The sequence below is a fragment of the Alloyangia mangrovi genome, assembly GCF_002300555.2.
GTDB classification, from domain to species: Bacteria; Pseudomonadota; Alphaproteobacteria; order Rhodobacterales; family Rhodobacteraceae; genus Salipiger; species Salipiger mangrovi.
Genome location: NZ_NTHN02000011.1, coordinates 1 through 16,153 on the forward strand (window position 1 = coordinate 1; position 16,153 = coordinate 16,153).

15 protein-coding genes are annotated in these 16,153 nt (G+C 66.2%); 9 read left to right on the forward strand and 6 right to left on the reverse strand.

Translation table 11 applies throughout. The features are described from left to right. The coding region (locus CLG85_RS08045; protein ID WP_260348687.1) for a hypothetical protein at positions 1–249 on the reverse strand (249 nt) is incomplete at its 3' end. A 261-nt stretch (positions 250–510) separates the two neighbouring features. On the opposite strand from CLG85_RS08045, the gene CLG85_RS08050 reads away from it, so the two are divergent. Then, positions 511–1,407 (forward strand): SPFH domain-containing protein, encoded by an 897-nt coding sequence (locus tag CLG85_RS08050; RefSeq protein WP_095881199.1) that lies wholly within the window; start codon positions 511–513, stop codon positions 1,405–1,407. Continuing rightward, positions 1,404–1,670, forward strand: a complete 267-nt coding sequence (locus tag CLG85_RS08055; RefSeq protein WP_095881200.1) for a hypothetical protein — start codon at positions 1,404–1,406, stop codon at positions 1,668–1,670. Before CLG85_RS08050 ends, CLG85_RS08055 begins: the two co-directional genes overlap by 4 nt. A 45-nt stretch (positions 1,671–1,715) precedes the next feature. On the opposite strand, the gene trpS is transcribed toward CLG85_RS08055, so the two are convergent. The 3 genes from trpS to CLG85_RS08070 all read right to left on the reverse strand — a co-directional run bounded on the left by trpS (position 1,716) and on the right by CLG85_RS08070 (position 6,037). Continuing rightward, complete coding sequence (gene trpS / locus CLG85_RS08060; RefSeq protein WP_095881201.1) at positions 1,716–2,762, reverse strand: tryptophan--tRNA ligase; 1,047 nt, start codon at positions 2,760–2,762, stop codon at positions 1,716–1,718. Positions 2,763–2,960: 198 nt separating this feature from the next. Then, the gene (gene pyrF / locus CLG85_RS08065) at positions 2,961–3,692 is read right to left on the reverse strand and encodes an orotidine-5'-phosphate decarboxylase (protein ID WP_224847758.1); all 732 of its coding nucleotides are present in this window, start codon (positions 3,690–3,692) and stop codon (positions 2,961–2,963) included. Between the two features lie 122 nt (positions 3,693–3,814). After that, positions 3,815–6,037 carry a transglycosylase domain-containing protein gene (locus CLG85_RS08070; RefSeq protein ID WP_095883339.1) on the reverse strand — a complete coding sequence of 741 codons (2,223 nt, stop codon included), beginning with the start codon at positions 6,035–6,037 and terminating at the stop codon, positions 3,815–3,817. A 274-nt stretch (positions 6,038–6,311) separates the two neighbouring features. Here CLG85_RS08070 and CLG85_RS08075 point away from each other — a divergent pair, with 274 nt between their 5' ends. Together CLG85_RS08075 and amtB are read left to right on the forward strand one after the other, a co-directional pair. Continuing rightward, the gene (locus CLG85_RS08075) at positions 6,312–6,650 is read left to right on the forward strand and encodes a P-II family nitrogen regulator (RefSeq protein ID WP_066103691.1); all 339 of its coding nucleotides are present in this window, start codon (positions 6,312–6,314) and stop codon (positions 6,648–6,650) included. A gap of 34 nt (positions 6,651–6,684) precedes the next feature. After that, on the forward strand, positions 6,685–8,007 hold the full coding sequence (gene amtB / locus CLG85_RS08080) for an ammonium transporter AmtB (RefSeq protein ID WP_224847754.1): 1,323 nt from the start codon (positions 6,685–6,687) through the stop codon (positions 8,005–8,007). Between the two features lie 274 nt (positions 8,008–8,281). Here amtB and CLG85_RS08085 read toward each other — a convergent pair whose 3' ends face one another. Both CLG85_RS08085 and CLG85_RS08090 read right to left on the reverse strand, forming a co-directional pair. Beyond that, a complete protein-coding gene (locus CLG85_RS08085) occupies positions 8,282–9,682 on the reverse strand; it encodes an aspartate aminotransferase family protein (RefSeq protein WP_095881719.1) in 1,401 nt (466 codons plus the stop codon). A 105-nt stretch (positions 9,683–9,787) separates the two neighbouring features. After that, a complete protein-coding gene (locus CLG85_RS08090) occupies positions 9,788–10,423 on the reverse strand; it encodes a GntR family transcriptional regulator (RefSeq protein WP_311734969.1) in 636 nt (211 codons plus the stop codon). A 172-nt stretch (positions 10,424–10,595) separates the two neighbouring features. On the opposite strand from CLG85_RS08090, the gene CLG85_RS08095 reads away from it, so the two are divergent. The 5 genes from CLG85_RS08095 to CLG85_RS08115 all read left to right on the forward strand — a co-directional run bounded on the left by CLG85_RS08095 (position 10,596) and on the right by CLG85_RS08115 (position 15,986). After that, the gene (locus tag CLG85_RS08095; RefSeq protein ID WP_095883846.1) at positions 10,596–11,681 is read left to right on the forward strand and encodes a polyamine ABC transporter substrate-binding protein; all 1,086 of its coding nucleotides are present in this window, start codon (positions 10,596–10,598) and stop codon (positions 11,679–11,681) included. A gap of 64 nt (positions 11,682–11,745) precedes the next feature. Beyond that, a complete protein-coding gene (locus CLG85_RS08100) occupies positions 11,746–12,867 on the forward strand; it encodes an ABC transporter ATP-binding protein (RefSeq protein ID WP_095883845.1) in 1,122 nt (373 codons plus the stop codon). A gap of 3 nt (positions 12,868–12,870) precedes the next feature. Further along, positions 12,871–13,761, forward strand: a complete 891-nt coding sequence (locus CLG85_RS08105) for an ABC transporter permease subunit (RefSeq protein ID WP_095883844.1) — start codon at positions 12,871–12,873, stop codon at positions 13,759–13,761. Positions 13,762–13,831: 70 nt separating this feature from the next. Continuing rightward, complete coding sequence (locus CLG85_RS08110; RefSeq protein WP_095883843.1) at positions 13,832–14,650, forward strand: ABC transporter permease; 819 nt, start codon at positions 13,832–13,834, stop codon at positions 14,648–14,650. A gap of 13 nt (positions 14,651–14,663) precedes the next feature. After that, positions 14,664–15,986, forward strand: coding sequence for an NAD(P)/FAD-dependent oxidoreductase (locus tag CLG85_RS08115; RefSeq protein ID WP_260348689.1), 1,323 nt, complete (start codon positions 14,664–14,666; stop codon positions 15,984–15,986). The last annotated feature ends 167 nt before the right edge of the window (positions 15,987–16,153 follow it).

The window sequence follows — 16,153 nt, forward strand, 5'->3', positions numbered from 1 at the left end:
GCGGCGCCGAACCCGCTCCGACGGCAGCGGCGGCGTGCGCGCCAGCAGCGCATCCTCGCGCCCGAGCAGCGCCCGGGCGCGCGCGAGCAGCACCTGCTCGGCAACCTCGGGCTGGGTGGTCACCGGCGCCTTGAAGCTGCTGGCGACACGGGTGCGCCCGGCGCTCGAATGAAAGGTCACAAGGGCTTCGAATTGTTCCTCGGCGGCGTTGTAGCGCATCTCGCCGATCTGTGTCCGCATCTCGGTCATGGCGTGTCTCCTGTTGCCCAAGAAACGCGGACATCCGCCCCGCAGTTCCCAACGCGGCCCCGCACGCCCCCGTGCAGGTCCCGTGAACCCTGTCCGCGCACCCCTCCCTAGCCCCTTCCCCAGCGGCAGAGGCCGGGGCATAGTCGGCACGAAGCGCTTTCTTCTAGGCTGAAATATCCCGGGGGTGAGGCGCGCAGCGCCGAGGGGGCAGCGCCCCCTCAAGCAAGCGCCGGGCAGGCAACACGGGCAAGGGGACGCGCGATGGGTTTGGATGAGTTGATACTGGATCTCATAGGCGGCAACCTCGTCGTCCTGCTGCTCGCGGGCTTCGTGATCCTCTGCGTGCTGCTCGGCGTGCGCATCGTGCCACAATCCGAGAAACACGTGGTCGAGCGCTTCGGCCGGCTACGCGCGGTGCTCGGGCCGGGGATCAACTTCATCGTGCCCTTCCTCGACAAGGTGGCCCACAAGGTGTCGATCCTCGAGCGGCAGCTGCCCAACGCGAGCCAGGACGCGATCACCGCCGACAACGTGCTGGTGCAGGTCGAGACCTCGGTCTTCTACCGCATCCTCGAGCCGGAAAAGACCGTATATCGCATCCGCGACGTCGACGCGGCCATCGCCACCACCGTGGCGGGCATCGTCCGCGCCGAGATCGGCAAGATGGAGCTCGACGAGGTGCAGTCGAACCGCGCCGCGCTGATTTCCACCATCAAGGGCAACGTCGAGGACGCGGTGGACAACTGGGGGATCGAGGTGACGCGGGCGGAGATCCTCGACGTGAACCTTGACCAGCAGACCCGCGACGCCATGCTCCAGCAACTCAACGCCGAAAGGGCCCGGCGCGCACAGGTGACCGAGGCCGAGGGGCGCAAGCGCGCCGTGGAGCTGGCCGCCGACGCGGATCTCTATGCCACCGAGCAGGCCGCCAAGGCGCGCCGCATCTCGGCCGAGGCCGAGGCCTATGCGACGCAGGTGGTGGCCGAGGCCATCGCCAAGAACGGGCTCGAGGCGGCGCAGTACCAGGTCGCGCTGAAACAGGTCGAGGCGCTGGTGGCGCTCGGCAAGGGCGAGGGCAAGCAGACCATCGTGCTGCCCTCGAACGCGCTCGACGCCTTCGCCGATGCCTTCACCCTGCTCACGGGACGCAAGCCATGATCCAGCTCTGGTGGGTCTGGATGGCAGGCGCGGTGCTGCTGCTGGTGCTCGAGGTGCTGAGCCCGGCCTATGTCTTCCTCGGCTTCGCTATCGGCGCCGGTGTGGTCGGGGTGCTGCTGCTCCTCGGTCTTTCCACCGGCTGGCCGATGCTGCTGCTCATCTGCGCGGTGGTCGCCGCCCTCGCCTGGGCGCTGCTGCGGCGTTTCATGGGGGTGCGCAAGGGCCAGACGAAGATCTGGACCCGCGACATTAACGAGGACTAGGGAGCCCACAGGCTCCCCCGCCCCGCACTCCCCCTCCCTGCCCGCTCAGAGCCGGAACAGCCCCAGCGCATCCATCACCTCGCGCTTGGTCGCCTCGGTGATCTCGCGCGCCACATGCGTGCCCTCGGCGATGATCCGGTGAACCTGCGCCGGATCAGAGGCTACCTCCGCTCGCCGCGCGCGGATCGGCGCCAAGAGTGCCTGCAGGATATCCTCAAGCCGCCGCTTCAGCACCGCATCGCCGAGCCCGCCGCGGCGGTAGTGGTCCTTCAGGGCTGCCACCTCGTCCTTCGCCGCATCGAAGGCGTCGAGATAGGTGAAGACCACGTTGCCCTCGACCTTACCCGGATCTTCGACCCGCAGGTGGTCAGGATCGGTGAACATCGCGCGCACCGCCTGGCTGATCTCGTCCTCCGAGGCCGAGAGCGTGATCGCATTACCGCCGGACTTGCTCATCTTGGCGCGGCCGTCGATGCCCGGCAGGCGGCCCGCCTCGGGGATCAGTGCCTGCGCCTCGGGCAGCACCTCGCGACCGGCTGTCGCGTTCACCCGCCGGGCGATCTCGTTGCACTGCTCGATGAGCGGCGCCTGGTCCTCGCCCACTGGCACGACGGTGGCCTTGAAGGCAGTGATGTCGGCCGCCTGCGCGGCGGGATAGCAGAGAAAGCCGGCGGGAATGTCGCGGCCGAAACCGCGGGCACGGATCTCGTCCTTGATCGTCGGGTTGCGCTCGAGCCGGGCGACGGTGACGAAGTTGAGATAGAGCATCGACAGCTCGGCCAGCGCCGGCAGATGCGATTGCAGGCAAATGGTTGTCTTGGCGGGGTCGATGCCGACGGCGAGGTAGTCGCAGGCGACCTCGAGCACGTTGCGGCGCACCTTGCCGATGTCATGCGCATTGTCGGTCAGCGCCTGCGTGTCGGCGAGCAGCAGGAACTGCCTGTGGCTGTCCTGCAGCGCCAGCCGGTTTGTCAGCGAACCGGCGTAATGGCCGATGTGCAGCGGGCCGGTGGTGCGGTCGCCGGTGAGGATGACCGGCTTGGCCGTTGTGGTCGTTTCGGCCTCGGGGCGGGGCAGGGTGGTCTGGTCCATCGGGGTCTCCTTGTCTGGACAGGAGGTCACCGCATGGGGAGCTTGATGGAGGTTTCGTACATCAAAAAGGCCGCCCGATGCGGCGGCCTCATTGGAAAACATGATTCGTCTGGCCGCCTATGTCAGGCGGGCCACCAGAGAGTCGCAAGGGGCATCAGACGTGTCATGACGTCTGCCTAGCCCCCCGCGCGCCCCGGATCAAGCCTTGTTCGGGCGCTGCGCCTGCGGCGAGGCGAGCTCGGCGTTGATCGCCAGCGCCGCCGCGCGCGGCGAGGGCGCGCGCCAGACCGGGCGGCCGACGACGATGTGATCGGCGCCCGCGGCGATGGCGCTGGCCGGGGTGGCGATGCGCTTCTGGTCGTCATCGGCGCTGCCCGCGGGGCGGACGCCGGGGGTGACGATGAGCTTTCCCTCGGCCTCGGGCAGGGCGCGGATACGGGCGGCCTCGTTGGGCGAGGCGATGATGCCGTCTGCCCCGGCCTCGAAGGCGCGGGCCGCGCGCTCGACCACAAGATCCTCGATATCGCCCGGCAGGATCAGGCTTGCATCGAGATCGGCGCGGTCGAGCGAGGTGAGGATGGTCACCGCGAGGATTTTCAGGTCCTTGCCCGAAGCGCCCTCCTTGGCGGCGCGCACCACGTGCGGATCGCCGTGCACGGTGAGGAAGTCGAGGTCGAACTGCGCGATGCCGCGCACCGCGTTCTCGACCGTCTGGCCGATGTCGAAGAACTTCATGTCGAGGAAGATGCGCTTGCCGTGCTCCTGCTTGAGCTCGTTGGCCAGCGCCAGCCCGCCGCCCGTGAGCATGCCGAGGCCGATTTTGTAGAAGGAGACAGCATCGCCGATTTCCTCGGCAATTCTCAGCCCCTCGAGGGCATTGGGCACGTCAAGGGCAACGATCAGGCGGTCGTCGGACACGGCTGCGGACATGGGGGCGTCTCCTTTTGCGGGATTTCGCCCCTCATGTCCGCGCCGAGCGCTCAGGTCAAGCCTAGGTCAGAAGCCTTCGAAGCTTTTGCAAGTTCCTTCGAAGGAACTTGCCGCCCATTGCCTCAGCCGCCCCCGAGAAGGTCACGGATGACCTGCTGGATGATGTTGTCGCGGCGCTGCCGTTCCGGCTGCTGGCGCTGCGGTTGCGGCTGGGCCACCTGCCGCGGCGGCTCCGGTGCGATGGCGGGCAGCGGCTTGGCTTCGGTGCCCTCGGTGACGCGCAGCATGGTCTCGCGCCAGATCTCCGCCGGCAGCCCGCCGCCGGTCACCCCGGTGAGCGGCGAGTTGTCATCGTTGCCCATCCAGACCCCGACCACGTAGTCGGCGGTGAACCCGATGAACCAGGCGTCGCGCGCATCGTTCGAGGTGCCGGTCTTGCCCGCGACCTCGCGGTCTGGCAGCTTCGCCCGCCCGCCGGTGCCGCCGTTGACCACATGCTCCATCATCCAGATCAGCTGGCCCGCAGCCTCGGACTGGATCACCCGCTCGCGGATGCCGCCGCCGGTGCCCATGAGCACCTCGTCGTCGCCCTTCAGACGCAGGTCGACAAGGCCGTAGGGTGTCACCGCCGAGCCGCCGTTGAGGATGCCCGCATAGGCGCCGGTCATCTCCAGCAGCGAGGCCTCGGAGGTGCCGAGCGCCATGGACGGAGAGCTGTTCACCTCGGACTTGATGCCGAAGCCCGTGGCCACCTTGGCAACGAGATCGCGTCCGACGGATTCCGAGATCTTCACGGCCGGGATGTTAAGTGAATGCGCCAGGGCGTCGGTCAGCGTGACCTTGCCCTTGTAGTTCCTCGAGTAGTTCTGCGGACACCACTGGCCGGAGCCCGGCACGTTCATGCAGAAGGGTTCGTCGACCACCGTGTCATAGGGCGAATGCCCCAGCTCGAGCGCGGTGGCATAGATGAAGGGCTTGAAGGCCGAGCCGGTCTGGCGCTTGGCCTGGGTCGCGCGGTTGAACACGCCCGACACGCCGGTCTTGCGCCCGCCGACCATGGCCCTCACCGCGCCATCGGCGGACATGACGACGATCGCCGCCTGCGCCTTGGAGCCGTCCTTGACCTTGTTGTCGTAGACCTCGTTCATCGCGTCCTCGGCCGCCTTCTGCAGCTTCGGATCGAGCGTGGTGCGGATCACCACGTCTTCCATTGTGTCGCGGGTGAAATACTCCGGTCCGGTCGACATCACCCAGTCGGCGAAATAGCCGCCGGTCTTGCTCTGCGCCTCTTCCGACAGCGTCGCGGGATGGGCCTGCGCCTGCTGCTCTTCGGCCGCGCTGAGGAAGCCCTGATCGCGCATCAGCCGCAGCACTGTCGCAGCGCGGTTCTGAGAGCGCTCGAGATCGCTGGTCGGTGCGAGCGTCGAAGGCGCGGTCAGCAGCCCGGCCAGCATCGCCGATTCCTGCGCGTTGAGGGTGGCCGAATGCTTGCCGAAATAGCGCTCCGCCGCGGCCTCTGCGCCATAGGCACCGCCGCCCATGTAGGCGCGGTTGAGGTAGATCGAGAGGATCTCGTCCTTGGTGTACTTCAGCTCCATCGCCATGGCGTAGAGCGCTTCCTTGCCCTTGCGCGCCAGCGAGGACTCGCGGCAGTCGGCCACGTAGTCGGCCTCGGACTTCCAGACGTTCGCGTCATATTCGACGCCGATGCAGAGCAGTTTGGCGGTCTGCTGGGTGATCGTCGAGCCGCCATGGCCCGAGAGCGGACCCCGCCCCTCGGCAAGGTTGATCCGCACGGCGCTGGCCACGCCCCGCGGCGAGACACCGAAATGGTGGTAGAAGCGCTTGTCCTCGGTGGCGATCACCGCATTCTTGAGGTGCTTGGACACGCTGGTCGCTGTCACCGCCCCGCCGAACTGGTCGCCGCGCCAGGCAAAGATGGCGCCATTGCGGTCGATCAGCGTGACCGAACCGCGCGCACGCCCGTCGAGCAGTTCGGTGACCGGCGGAAGCTTGGTATAGAAATAGCCCACCCCGAGGGCGAGAAGCAGCGCCACCACGGCGGTGACCCGCCACGTGATGCGCCAGACGAGGCTCAGCACGAAAGACACGATGCCCAACACGAAGGCGACGAGAAAGTTCCGCTTCTTCGCCGGCCTGCGCGCAGGTTTGCGCGGCGCGGCGCGGCGGCGTCCTGGTCCGGTGCCATTCCCAGTGCCGTTTCCTCCGCTGGAAGGGGGTTTGCCCTGGCTCCTGCCTGTCGGTTTCCGGCGGCCCGTCGGGCCACCATTGGGATAGCGGCGATCGGCCACCAGTCGGCCCTTGCCACGCCCTGAATCACTCATTTTGCCCTGCCCGGCCTGTCTACGTTTTGGGGGAGGATAACGGCTTTGCAGCCCGATGTTGACCGAGAAACGGTCACATATTTGTCTTTTTGGACGGCCTATTTTTTAATCAAACTGATATTTTCCGCCTGATTTGTAATCTCCATAGGAGCACATCCGGAGGGGCACAAGGGGCTTTCCCTTCCCATGACCCACCGGCAGCGGCTTTCTGCCCATGCACAAACGAGGAGATGCGGTGCGCAGCTGCGAGCCGCAAGAACCGAAAGGGACCAAGGTGAAACTGATCATTGCAACGATCAAGCCGTTCAAGCTCGAGGAGGTGCGCGAGGCGCTCACCGCAATCGGCGTGCGCGGCATGATGGTCACGGAAATCAAGGGCTTCGGCTCGCAGTCCGGTCACACGGAAATCTATCGCGGCGCCGAATACGCGGTGAACTTCGTTCCGAAGATCAAGCTCGAGATCGTGGTCGCCGGCTCGATGGCCGACCAGGTGGTCGAGACGATTACCAGCACCGCTCAGACCGGCAAGATCGGTGACGGCAAAATTTTCGTGCTCGACGTGCAGCAAGCCGTTCGCGTGCGGACGGGCGAGACCAACGCGGACGCGCTCTGAGAGCTGCGGAACGACAGATAGGGACAAGAAAGACATGAAACTTCTCAAGACGCTGGCTCCGGTCGCTGCGCTGATCGCGCTGCCCAGCCTCGGCCTCGCGCAGGATGCCGATGTCACCCCGCCGGTCGAGGAAATCGGCTACATCTTCACCACGTTCATGTTCCTCGTGACCGGCTTCCTGGTCATGTTCATGGGCTGCGGCTTCGCGATGCTCGAGGCTGGCCTCGTGCGTCAGAAGAACGTGACAATGCAGCTGATGAAGAACGTCGCGCTCTTCGCGATCGCGGCGATCATGTACTACCTCATCGGCTACAACCTGATGTACCCGGGTGACGGCTGGTCGATCGACGGCGTCCTCGGTGCCTTCGCGACGACCGCGCTCGAGCCGGTCGGGCTCGCCGACACACAGACCGACCTCACCTACGCGTCGGTCGGCTCGGACTTCTTCTTCCAGCTGATGTTCTGCGCCACCACCTGCTCGATCGTCTCCGGCACCCTCGCCGAGCGCATCAAGCTGTGGCCCTTCCTGATCTTCTGCATCCTGCTCGCAGGCTTCATCTACCCGATCGAAGCCTCGTGGAAATGGGGCGGCGGCTTCCTCGATGCGGCTGGCTTCCTCGACTTCGCAGGTTCGACCATCGTGCACTCGACCGGTGGCTGGGCTGCTCTGGCCGGCGCCATCGTGCTTGGCCCGCGCCTCGGCAAGTACAAGGACGGTCGCGTGACCCCCTTCCCCGGCTCCAACCTGCCGCTCGCAACCCTCGGCACGTTCATCCTGTGGCTCGGCTGGTTCGGCTTCAACGGCGGCTCGCAGCTCTACATGGACACGGCGGCCAACGTTGCTGACATCTCCCGCATCTTTGCCAACACCAACACGGCTGCTGCCGGCGGTGCGATCGCGGCGATGATCATGACCCAACTGCTCTACAAGAAGGCCGACATCACCATGGTGCTCAACGGCGCCCTGGCCGGCCTCGTGTCGATCACCGCAGAGCCGCTGATGCCGGGCCTCGGCACCGCCACCATCATCGGTGCGATCGGTGGCGTGCTCGTGGTCTTCGCGGTGCCCTTCCTCGACAAGCTGAAGATCGACGACGTTGTCGGCGCCATCCCGGTGCACCTGATCTGCGGCATCTGGGGCACCATCGCGGTGGCCTTCACCAACGGTGACGCCTCCTTCGGCACCCAGATCTACGGCATCGTCGTGGTCGGCATCTTCACCTTCGTGGTGTCGCTGGTCCTGTGGTTCATCCTCAAGATGGTCTTCGGCATCCGCGTCTCGGAAGAGGAAGAAATCAACGGGCTCGACATGGCCGAACTGGGCATGGAGGCATACCCGGAGTTCTCCAAGGGCTGATCTCCTCCTTCCTATCAGCTTTTGACCAACTGGCCCGGGCGCTTGCGCCCGGGTTTTTTTCTTGGCCCGAGGCCGGGCGGCGGCGCCGTGCGCCGGCCGGGCAAGACGGGGGGCGCTGCCCCCGCCCGCGCAGACGCGCGGCCTCCCCCGGGATATTTCCGCCTAGAAGAAACGCGAAAGGCCGGGAGCATGCGCGCGCCCGGCCTTTCTTCTAGGGTCAAATATCCCGGGGGTGAGCCCGGAGGGCGAGGGGGCAGCGCCCCCTTACCCGGGTTCAGCGGGCACCGGCCTTCATCAGCCCCTGCGCCTTGAGCTCGACATGGGCCTCGTCCAGCGCCTTCCAGGCGCGGGAGATCAGCACGTCAATCTCTTCCTTAGTGATCACCAGCGGCGGCGAGATGATCATCCGATCATAGACGTGGCGCATGATCAGGTTGTTGGCAAAGCAGCGCTCGCGGGTGATGTAGCCGGCGGTGCCCGCTTCGGCGGCGAAGGGCGCGCGGGCCGACTTGTCCGGGGTCAGCGCAATCGACCCCATCATGCCGGCGATCTTCGCCTCGCCGACCAGCGGGTGATCGGCCAGGCTCTCGAACTTCGCCTTGAGGTAGGGGCCGGTCTCCTCGCGCACACGCTCGACGATCTTCTCCTCCTCGAGGATGCGCAGGTTCTCCAGCGCCACGGCGCAGGCCACCGGGTGGCCCGAGTAGGTGTAGCCATGGTTGAACTCGGTCTTGGCGATGACGCTCGCCACCTCGTCCGAGAGGATCGAGCCGCCGATCGGCTGGTAGCCGGAGCTGAGGCCCTTGGCGATGGTCATGATGTCGGGCTCGATGCCCATGGTCTGCGAGCCGAACCAGTTGCCGGTGCGCCCGAAGCCGCAGATCACCTCGTCGGCGATCAGCAGGATGCCGTATTTCTTCACGATGCGCTGGATCTCGGGCCAGTAGGTCGCGGGCGGGATGATCACCCCGCCGGCGCCCTGGATCGGCTCGGCGATGAAGGCGCCGACGCGGTGCGGGCCGATCTCCTCGATCGCCGCTTCCAGCTGGCGGGCGCGCTCGAGGCCGAATTCCTCGGGGGACATGTCACCGCCCTCGGCGTACCAATGCGGCTGGTCGATGTGGTGGATGCCGGGGATCGGCAGGCCGCCCTGCGCGTGCATGCCCTTCATCCCGCCGAGCGAGCCCGAGCCCACCGAGGAGCCATGGTAGCCGTTCCAGCGGCCGATGATCACGTCACGCTCGGGCTGGCCCTTCTCGGCCCAGTAGGTGCGTACGAGGCGGATGTTAGTGTCATTCGCCTCGGAGCCCGACGACGCATAGAACACGGTGTTCAGATCGCCCGGCGCCAGCTCGGCGATCTTTGCCGAGAGCTGGATGACCGGCACGTGGGTCGTCATGAAGAACGTGTTGTAATAGGGCAGCTCTTCCATCTGGCGGGCGGCGGCCTGCGCCAGCTCCTTGCGCCCGTAGCCAGCGTTTACGCACCACAGGCCGGCCATGCCGTCGAGGATGCGCTCGCCTTCGCTGTCGGTCAGCCAGCAGCCCTCGGCGCGGGTGATGACCCGGGCGCCGCGGCGCGCCAGATCCGAGCCCGTGGTGAAGGGGTGCATGTGATGCGCCGCGTCCAGAGCCTGCAGCTCGGAGGTCGGCGAGTTCACGGAGATGAGCGTCATGGCGGACACCTTTCGATTGTTCGGGTGGTCTGTTCGGAAAGCTGTCGCCAATAATATGATCAAATTATTCCGCGTCAATTGCAGTCGCGCGATCCGCGCTTCGAATCAGGCCAGCCCCTCGCGGATCTGGGTCATGCCCTGCACGACGTCGCCTTCCATTGCGTCAGCCGCCGCCTCGGCATCGCCTTGTTGCAGAGCCTTAAGGAGGTCCTTGTGACGGTCCGGCAGGTTGCGGGTGCCGAACATGCCGCAAACCACCCGCAGCGAGGGCCCGAAGCGCAGCCAGAGCCCCTCGACCAGCTCGGTGAGGATCGGCGCCTCGGCGATGGCGTTGAGCTCGGCATGGAAGCGGTGATTCTCCTCGAGGTATCCGCGCACGTCGCCGCGGGCGATGGCACGGTCGAGCCGCGCATCGGTGTTGCGCAGCCGCGCGATGTCCTCGGGGGTGCAGCGATCGGCGGCGCGGCGCGCGAGCTGCGGCTCCAGCGCGACGCGGGCCAGCAGGAGCTGCTCGACCGCCTCGGCGTCGAGCACCGGCACCATGATCCGGCGGTTGCCGCGAAAGGCCAGCGCGCCTTCGGAGATCATCCGGCGCAGCGCCTCGCGCACCGGGGTCATCCCCGCGCCGAGCTGTTCGACGAGCCCTTGGATGGTCACCGCCTGCCCCGGTTCCAGCTCGCCGAAGAGCACCATCTCGCGCAGACGCCGGTAAACCTGCTCATGGACGGGGGGGGCCGGCACCTTCTGCCCTCATATTCATCGGTTGCCTTTCATTTGATCACATTCGCCGCCACGTTATCTTGCACGCTGTCGCGCCTCGTGGAAACATCCGAGATGTTGCCAAGAGATGCAACATTTGATCAAATTCGGGGAGCCGGGGCGTGGAAGACCCCGCAACCAACGGGAGCACATGATGAAGACATCTCTTCTCACTTTCACCGCGACGCTCGCGCTCGCAGCCGCCTCGGCCCATGCCGAGGAGGTCCGTGTCTACAATTGGTCCGACTACATCGACGAATCGCTGCTCGAGAAATTCGAGCAGGAGACCGGCATCGATCTGATCTACGACGTCTTCGACAGCAACGAGGTCCTCGAGACCAAGATGCTTGCAGGCGGCTCGGGCTACGACGTGGTCGTCCCCACCGGCACCTTCCTGCAGCGCCAGATCGCCGCGGGCTCGTTCCAGAAGCTCGACAAGTCGAAACTGCCGAACCTCGAGAACATGTGGGACGTGATCTCGGAGCGGACCTCCAAGTACGACCCCGGAAACGACTATGCGATCAACTACATGTGGGGCACCACCGGTCTTGGCGTGAACGTGCCCAAGGTGCAGGAGATCCTCGGCGAGGACGCCCCGATCGACAGCTGGGACCTCGTATTCAAGCCCGAGAACATGGAAAAGCTGGCGGCCTGCGGCGTCTACTTCCTCGACGCGCCCTCCGAGATGATCCCGGCGGCGCTGAAGTACATCGGCGAGGACCCCGACAGCCACGATCCCGACGTGATCGCCAAGGCCGAGCCAGTCTACATGGCGATCCGCCCCTACATCCGCAAGTTCCACTCCTCCGAGTACATCAACGCGCTGGCCAATGGCGAGATCTGCGTGGCCGTGGGCTGGTCGGGCGACATCCTGCAGGCACGCGACCGTGCCGCCGAGGCCGAGAACGGCGTCGAGGTGGCTTACAACGCGCCCAAGGAAGGCGCGCAGATGTGGTTCGACGAGATGGCCATCCCGGTCGATGCCCCGAACCCGGACGCCGCGCATAAGTTCCTGAACTTCATCATGGACCCCGAGAACATGGCGGCGGCGTCGAACTACGTCTACTATGCCAACGGCAACAAGGCCTCGCAGGAGTTCCTGGCCGAGGACGTGATCGGCGATCCGGCGATCTACCCGTCGGAAGAGGCGCTGAACAACCTCTTCACCACGACCCCCTACGAGCCGAAGGTGCAGCGCGTGGTGACCCGCCTCTGGACCAAGATCAAGTCCGGCTCCTGAGCCTGACCCATCGGGCCCGCCTCTCCCCGAGGGGCGGGCCATTTTCATGACAGGATCCCTCCGCATGGCTCAGACCGTCTTTGCCCCCTGGACCGACCCGGCCCAGAAACCGATCATCGAGTTTCGCAATGTCACCAAGACCTTCGGCGACTTCACCGCAATCCATGATCTGTCGCTGAACATCTACGAACGCGAGTTCTTTGCCCTTCTCGGCCCGTCGGGCTGCGGCAAGACCACGATGATGCGGATGCTCGCAGGCTTCGAGACGGCAACCTCCGGAGACATTTTCCTGTCGGGCAAGGACATCGGCCACGTGCCGCCGAACCAGCGCCCGGTGAACATGATGTTCCAGAGCTACGCGCTCTTCCCGCACCTGTCGGTCTGGGACAACATCGCCTTCGGCCTGCGGCGCGAAAGCAAGGACAAGAATTTCATCGGCGACCGCGTCGAGGAGATGCTGCGCCTCACCCGGCTGACCAAGTTCGCCCGGCGCAAGCCGCACCAGATTTCCGGCGGCCAGCGCCAGCGCGTCGCGCTCGCCCGCTCGCTCGCCAAGGCGCCGAAGCTACTGCTGCTCGACGAGCCGCTCGGCGCGCTCGACAGGAAGCTGCGCGAGCAGACCCAGTTCGAGCTGATGGACATCCAGGAAAAGACCGGCACCACCTTCGTCATCGTCACCCACGACCAGGAAGAGGCGATGACCGTCGCCTCGCGCATCGCGGTGATGGACGAGGGCAACCTCGTGCAGGTCGCCACCCCCGCAGAGATCTACGAGGCGCCGAACTCGGTCTACGTCGCCGACTTCATCGGCGACGTGAACATCATCGAGGGGCGCGCCACTCAGCCCGGTACCAAGATCGGCATCGCATGGGCCGAGGGCCAGCCGCCGATCCTCGCCACGCCCGCCAAGAGCGTCGAAGCCGGTCAGAGCCTGCATTTCGCCATCCGCCCCGAGAAGGTGACCATCGACACAGAGCGGCCTGACCGGCCCAACACCTTCCGCGGCAAGGTCATCGACATTGCCTATCTCGGCAATATCTCGACCTATCACGTCGAGCTCGCCGGCGGTCAGATGATCAAGGCGCAGATGGTCAACGCCCGCCGCCTCGCAAATCGTCACATCACCTGGGAAGACGAGGTCTGGGTCGGCTTCACCGACACCGCCGGTGTCGTTCTGGAGGAGTAAGCCATGCGCCGCTTCGTGCTCATCGCGATCCCCTACGTCTGGCTGCTGGCGCTGTTCCTGGTTCCCTTCCTGATCGTCCTGAAGATCTCGCTCTCGGACATCGCGCTGGCCCGCCCGCCCTACACGCCGCAGCTCGATTTCGCCGCCGGCTGGGAGGGTCTGAAGAGCTTCTTCTCCGAGCTGGACTTCGAGAACTTCACCTTCCTGACCACAGACGATCTATACTGGAAGGCCTATCTCAGCTCGCTGAAGATCGCCGCGATCTCGACCTTCCTGACCCTGCTCGTCGGATATCCCGTGGCCTATGCCATGGCCCGCGCCCCCGAGGAATGGCGCCCGACACTGCTGATGCTGGTGATCTTGCCGTTCTGGACCTCCTTCCTGATCCGGGTCTATTCGTGGATGGGGATCCTGTCGAACGAGGGCGTGCTGAACCAGGTGCTGCTCTGGCTCGGCATCATCGACACGCCGCTGCACATCATGAACACCACCACCGCCGTCTACATCGGCGTGGTCTACACCTACCTGCCCTTCATGATCCTGCCGATCTACTCGGCGCTGGAAAAGCTCGACGGCTCGCTGCTCGAGGCGGCCGAGGACCTCGGCTGCTCGCGGCTCGAGGCCTTCTGGCTGGTCACCTGGCCGCTATCGCGCAACGGCATCATCGCCGGCTGCTTCCTCGTCTTCATCCCCACCATCGGCGAGTTCGTCATCCCCTCGCTGCTTGGCGGGTCCGACACGCTGATGATCGGCAAGGTGCTCTGGGAAGAGTTCTTCTCGAACCGCGACTGGCCGGTGGCGAGCGCCGTGGCCGTGGTGCTGCTTCTGATCCTGATCATCCCGATCATCCTCTTCCAGCGCAACGAGCAGAAGCAGCGGGAGGCCGAAGGATGAGCCTCCCCCGCTTCTTCTCTTTCCAAGTACGCATCCGGCTCGCCGCCGGCCAGAAAGCCGGAGTAAGGGCATGAGACGCTTCAGCTGGTTCAACACGGTCTCGCTGACCCTCGGCTTCACCTTCCTCTACCTGCCGATGGTGCTGCTGGTCTTCTACAGCTTCAACGAAAGCCGCCTGGTCACCGTCTGGGCCGGCTTCTCGACCAAGTGGTACGGCGAGCTCCTGCGCGATCAGGCCTTCCTCGACGCCGCCTGGGTGACGGTGAAGGTCGCTGTCTTCTCCTCGACGCTGGCCACCATCCTCGGCACCATGGCCGCCTACGTGCTGGTCCGCGCCGGGCGCTTCCACGGCCGCACGCTGTTTTCGGGGATGATCTACGCACCGCTGGTGATGCCTGAGGTGATCACCGGCCTCGCGCTGCTGCTGCTCTTCATCGGCATCAACCTTGACCGCGGCGTCTTCACCATCGTTCTGGCGCATACCACCTTCGCCATGTGCTACGTCTCGGTGGTGGTCTCTTCGCGGCTGACCACCTTCGACCGTTCGCTGGAAGAGGCGGCGCTGGATCTCGGCTGCTCGCCCTTCGAGGCCTTCCGGCTGGTCACCCTGCCGATCATCGCGCCCGCGGTGATCTCGGGCTGGCTGCTCGCCTTCACCCTCTCGCTCGACGATCTGGTCATCGCCAGCTTCACCACCGGCCCCTCGGCCACCACCCTGCCGATCAAGATCTTCTCGGCGGTGCGCCTCGGCGTCAGCCCGCAGATCAACGCGCTCTCGACGATCATGATTGCCATCGTGACCATCGGGGTGATCACCGCCTCGATCCTGACCAAGCGGGCGGCGGTGGCGCAGAAACGCGACGAACAGGCGGCCATCCGCGCCGAGTAGCCGAAAGACAGCCATGCAACGCATCTATGAATCTGCGGCCTACGGGCCGCAGGGCGCCTGCTTCTGGACGGGCACCGTGCCGCCGATGGACTGGTCCCCGCTGAACGCCCCGCGCCACGTCGAGGTCGCGGTGATCGGCGGCGGCTTCACCGGGCTTTCCGCGGCGCTCCACCTCGCGCAGGACGGCGTCGAGGTGGCTCTGCTCGAGGCCGATCACCCCGGTTACGGAGCCTCAGGGCGCAACGGTGGCTTCTGCTGCCTCGGCGGCGCCAAGGCGCCCCATGCGCTGCTGCGCAAGCGCTTCGGCGAGGAGGGCCTGCGCGCCTGGTGCCGAACCGAACGCGCCGCCATCGACACCGCCGCGGGCCTCATCGCCGATCATGACATCGCGGCCGACACCCATTCCGAGGGCGAGACCTTGCTTGCCCACACGCCCCGCGCGTGGGCGTCGCTTCAGGCGTCCGCCGAGACGATGCCAACGCTCTACGGCGTCACCGCCCGGCTCACCCCGCAGGAGGCACTTGCCGCCGAGGGACTGGCCGGGCCCTTCCACGGCGCGATGACGACGCCGCTCGGCTTCGCGCTCAACCCGCGCAAGTACCATGCCGGTCTTGCCCGCGCCGCCGAGGCCAAGGGCGCCCTGCTGCACGGCCACAGCCCGGTCACCGCGCTGCGCCGAGACGGCGGCAAGTGGCATCTCACCACGCCGCAGGCCACGCTCACTGCGGATCGCGTGATCCTCGCCACCAACGGCTATTCGTCCGAGGACCTGCCGGACTGGCTGCGCGGGCGCTACATGCCGGTGCAGTCGAGCGTCATCGTCACCGAGCCGCTCACCGAGATGCAGCGCGCCGCCGCCGGATGGACCTCGCGCCAGATGTCCTATGACACCCGCCAGCTGCTGCACTACTTCCGCCTGCTGCCCGACAACCGCTTCCTCTTCGGCATGCGCGGCGGGCTCACCGCCACGCCCCGCGCGCAGAAGGCGATCAGCGCCAAGATCCGTCGCGAGTTCCACGCCATGTTCCCCGCCTGGAAGGACGTTTCCATCAGCCACGAATGGGCCGGCCTCGTTTGCCTGATGGCGCGGCTCACCCCCTTCGTCGGCGCGGTCCCCGATCACCCCGGACTTTTCGCCGGCATGGGCTTTCACGGCAACGGCGTCGCCATGGGCAGCCACGCCGGCCTGCTGCTGGCCGACATCGTGCAGGGCAAATCCCCTCGCGCCTCCTACCCCGCCGTGCTGCAGACACCGCCGAGTCGTTTCCCCCTCGGCCGCCTCCGCCGCGCCCTGCTCGCCCCCGCCTATTGGGGCGCCGCTCTCTTCGACCTCTGACCCGAAGCTTCTTCTAGGCGGACATATCCCGGGTGAGTCGCGCCTCGCGCGACGGGGGCAGAGCCCCCTTCTGCCCCCTCCCGGTAGGACCGGAGCCCCTCACCGCCCAATATTTCACCGCCTGCCCGTTTCGTGACCCCTTCCGAGCGGGACCCAGCTTTACAACC

Excerpts from the sequence above, each read along its gene's own strand:
- CLG85_RS08105 (WP_095883844.1), top strand. The coding sequence starts at position 12,871 with ATGCGCCGCTTCGTGCTCATCGCGATCCCCTACGTCTGGCTGCTGGCG.
- amtB (WP_224847754.1), top strand. The coding sequence starts at position 6,685 with ATGAAACTTCTCAAGACGCTGGCTCCGGTCGCTGCGCTGATCGCGCTG.
- CLG85_RS08085 (WP_095881719.1), bottom strand. The coding sequence starts at position 9,682 with ATGACGCTCATCTCCGTGAACTCGCCGACCTCCGAGCTGCAGGCTCTG.
- CLG85_RS08070 (WP_095883339.1), bottom strand. The coding sequence starts at position 6,037 with ATGAGTGATTCAGGGCGTGGCAAGGGCCGACTGGTGGCCGATCGCCGC.
- CLG85_RS08055 (WP_095881200.1), top strand. The coding sequence starts at position 1,404 with ATGATCCAGCTCTGGTGGGTCTGGATGGCAGGCGCGGTGCTGCTGCTG.
- CLG85_RS08095 (WP_095883846.1), top strand. The coding sequence starts at position 10,596 with ATGAAGACATCTCTTCTCACTTTCACCGCGACGCTCGCGCTCGCAGCC.
- CLG85_RS08115 (WP_260348689.1), top strand. The coding sequence starts at position 14,664 with ATGCAACGCATCTATGAATCTGCGGCCTACGGGCCGCAGGGCGCCTGC.
- CLG85_RS08050 (WP_095881199.1), top strand. The coding sequence starts at position 511 with ATGGGTTTGGATGAGTTGATACTGGATCTCATAGGCGGCAACCTCGTC.
- CLG85_RS08100 (WP_095883845.1), top strand. The coding sequence starts at position 11,746 with ATGGCTCAGACCGTCTTTGCCCCCTGGACCGACCCGGCCCAGAAACCG.
- CLG85_RS08110 (WP_095883843.1), top strand. The coding sequence starts at position 13,832 with ATGAGACGCTTCAGCTGGTTCAACACGGTCTCGCTGACCCTCGGCTTC.
- trpS (WP_095881201.1), bottom strand. The coding sequence starts at position 2,762 with ATGGACCAGACCACCCTGCCCCGCCCCGAGGCCGAAACGACCACAACG.
- pyrF (WP_224847758.1), bottom strand. The coding sequence starts at position 3,692 with ATGTCCGCAGCCGTGTCCGACGACCGCCTGATCGTTGCCCTTGACGTG.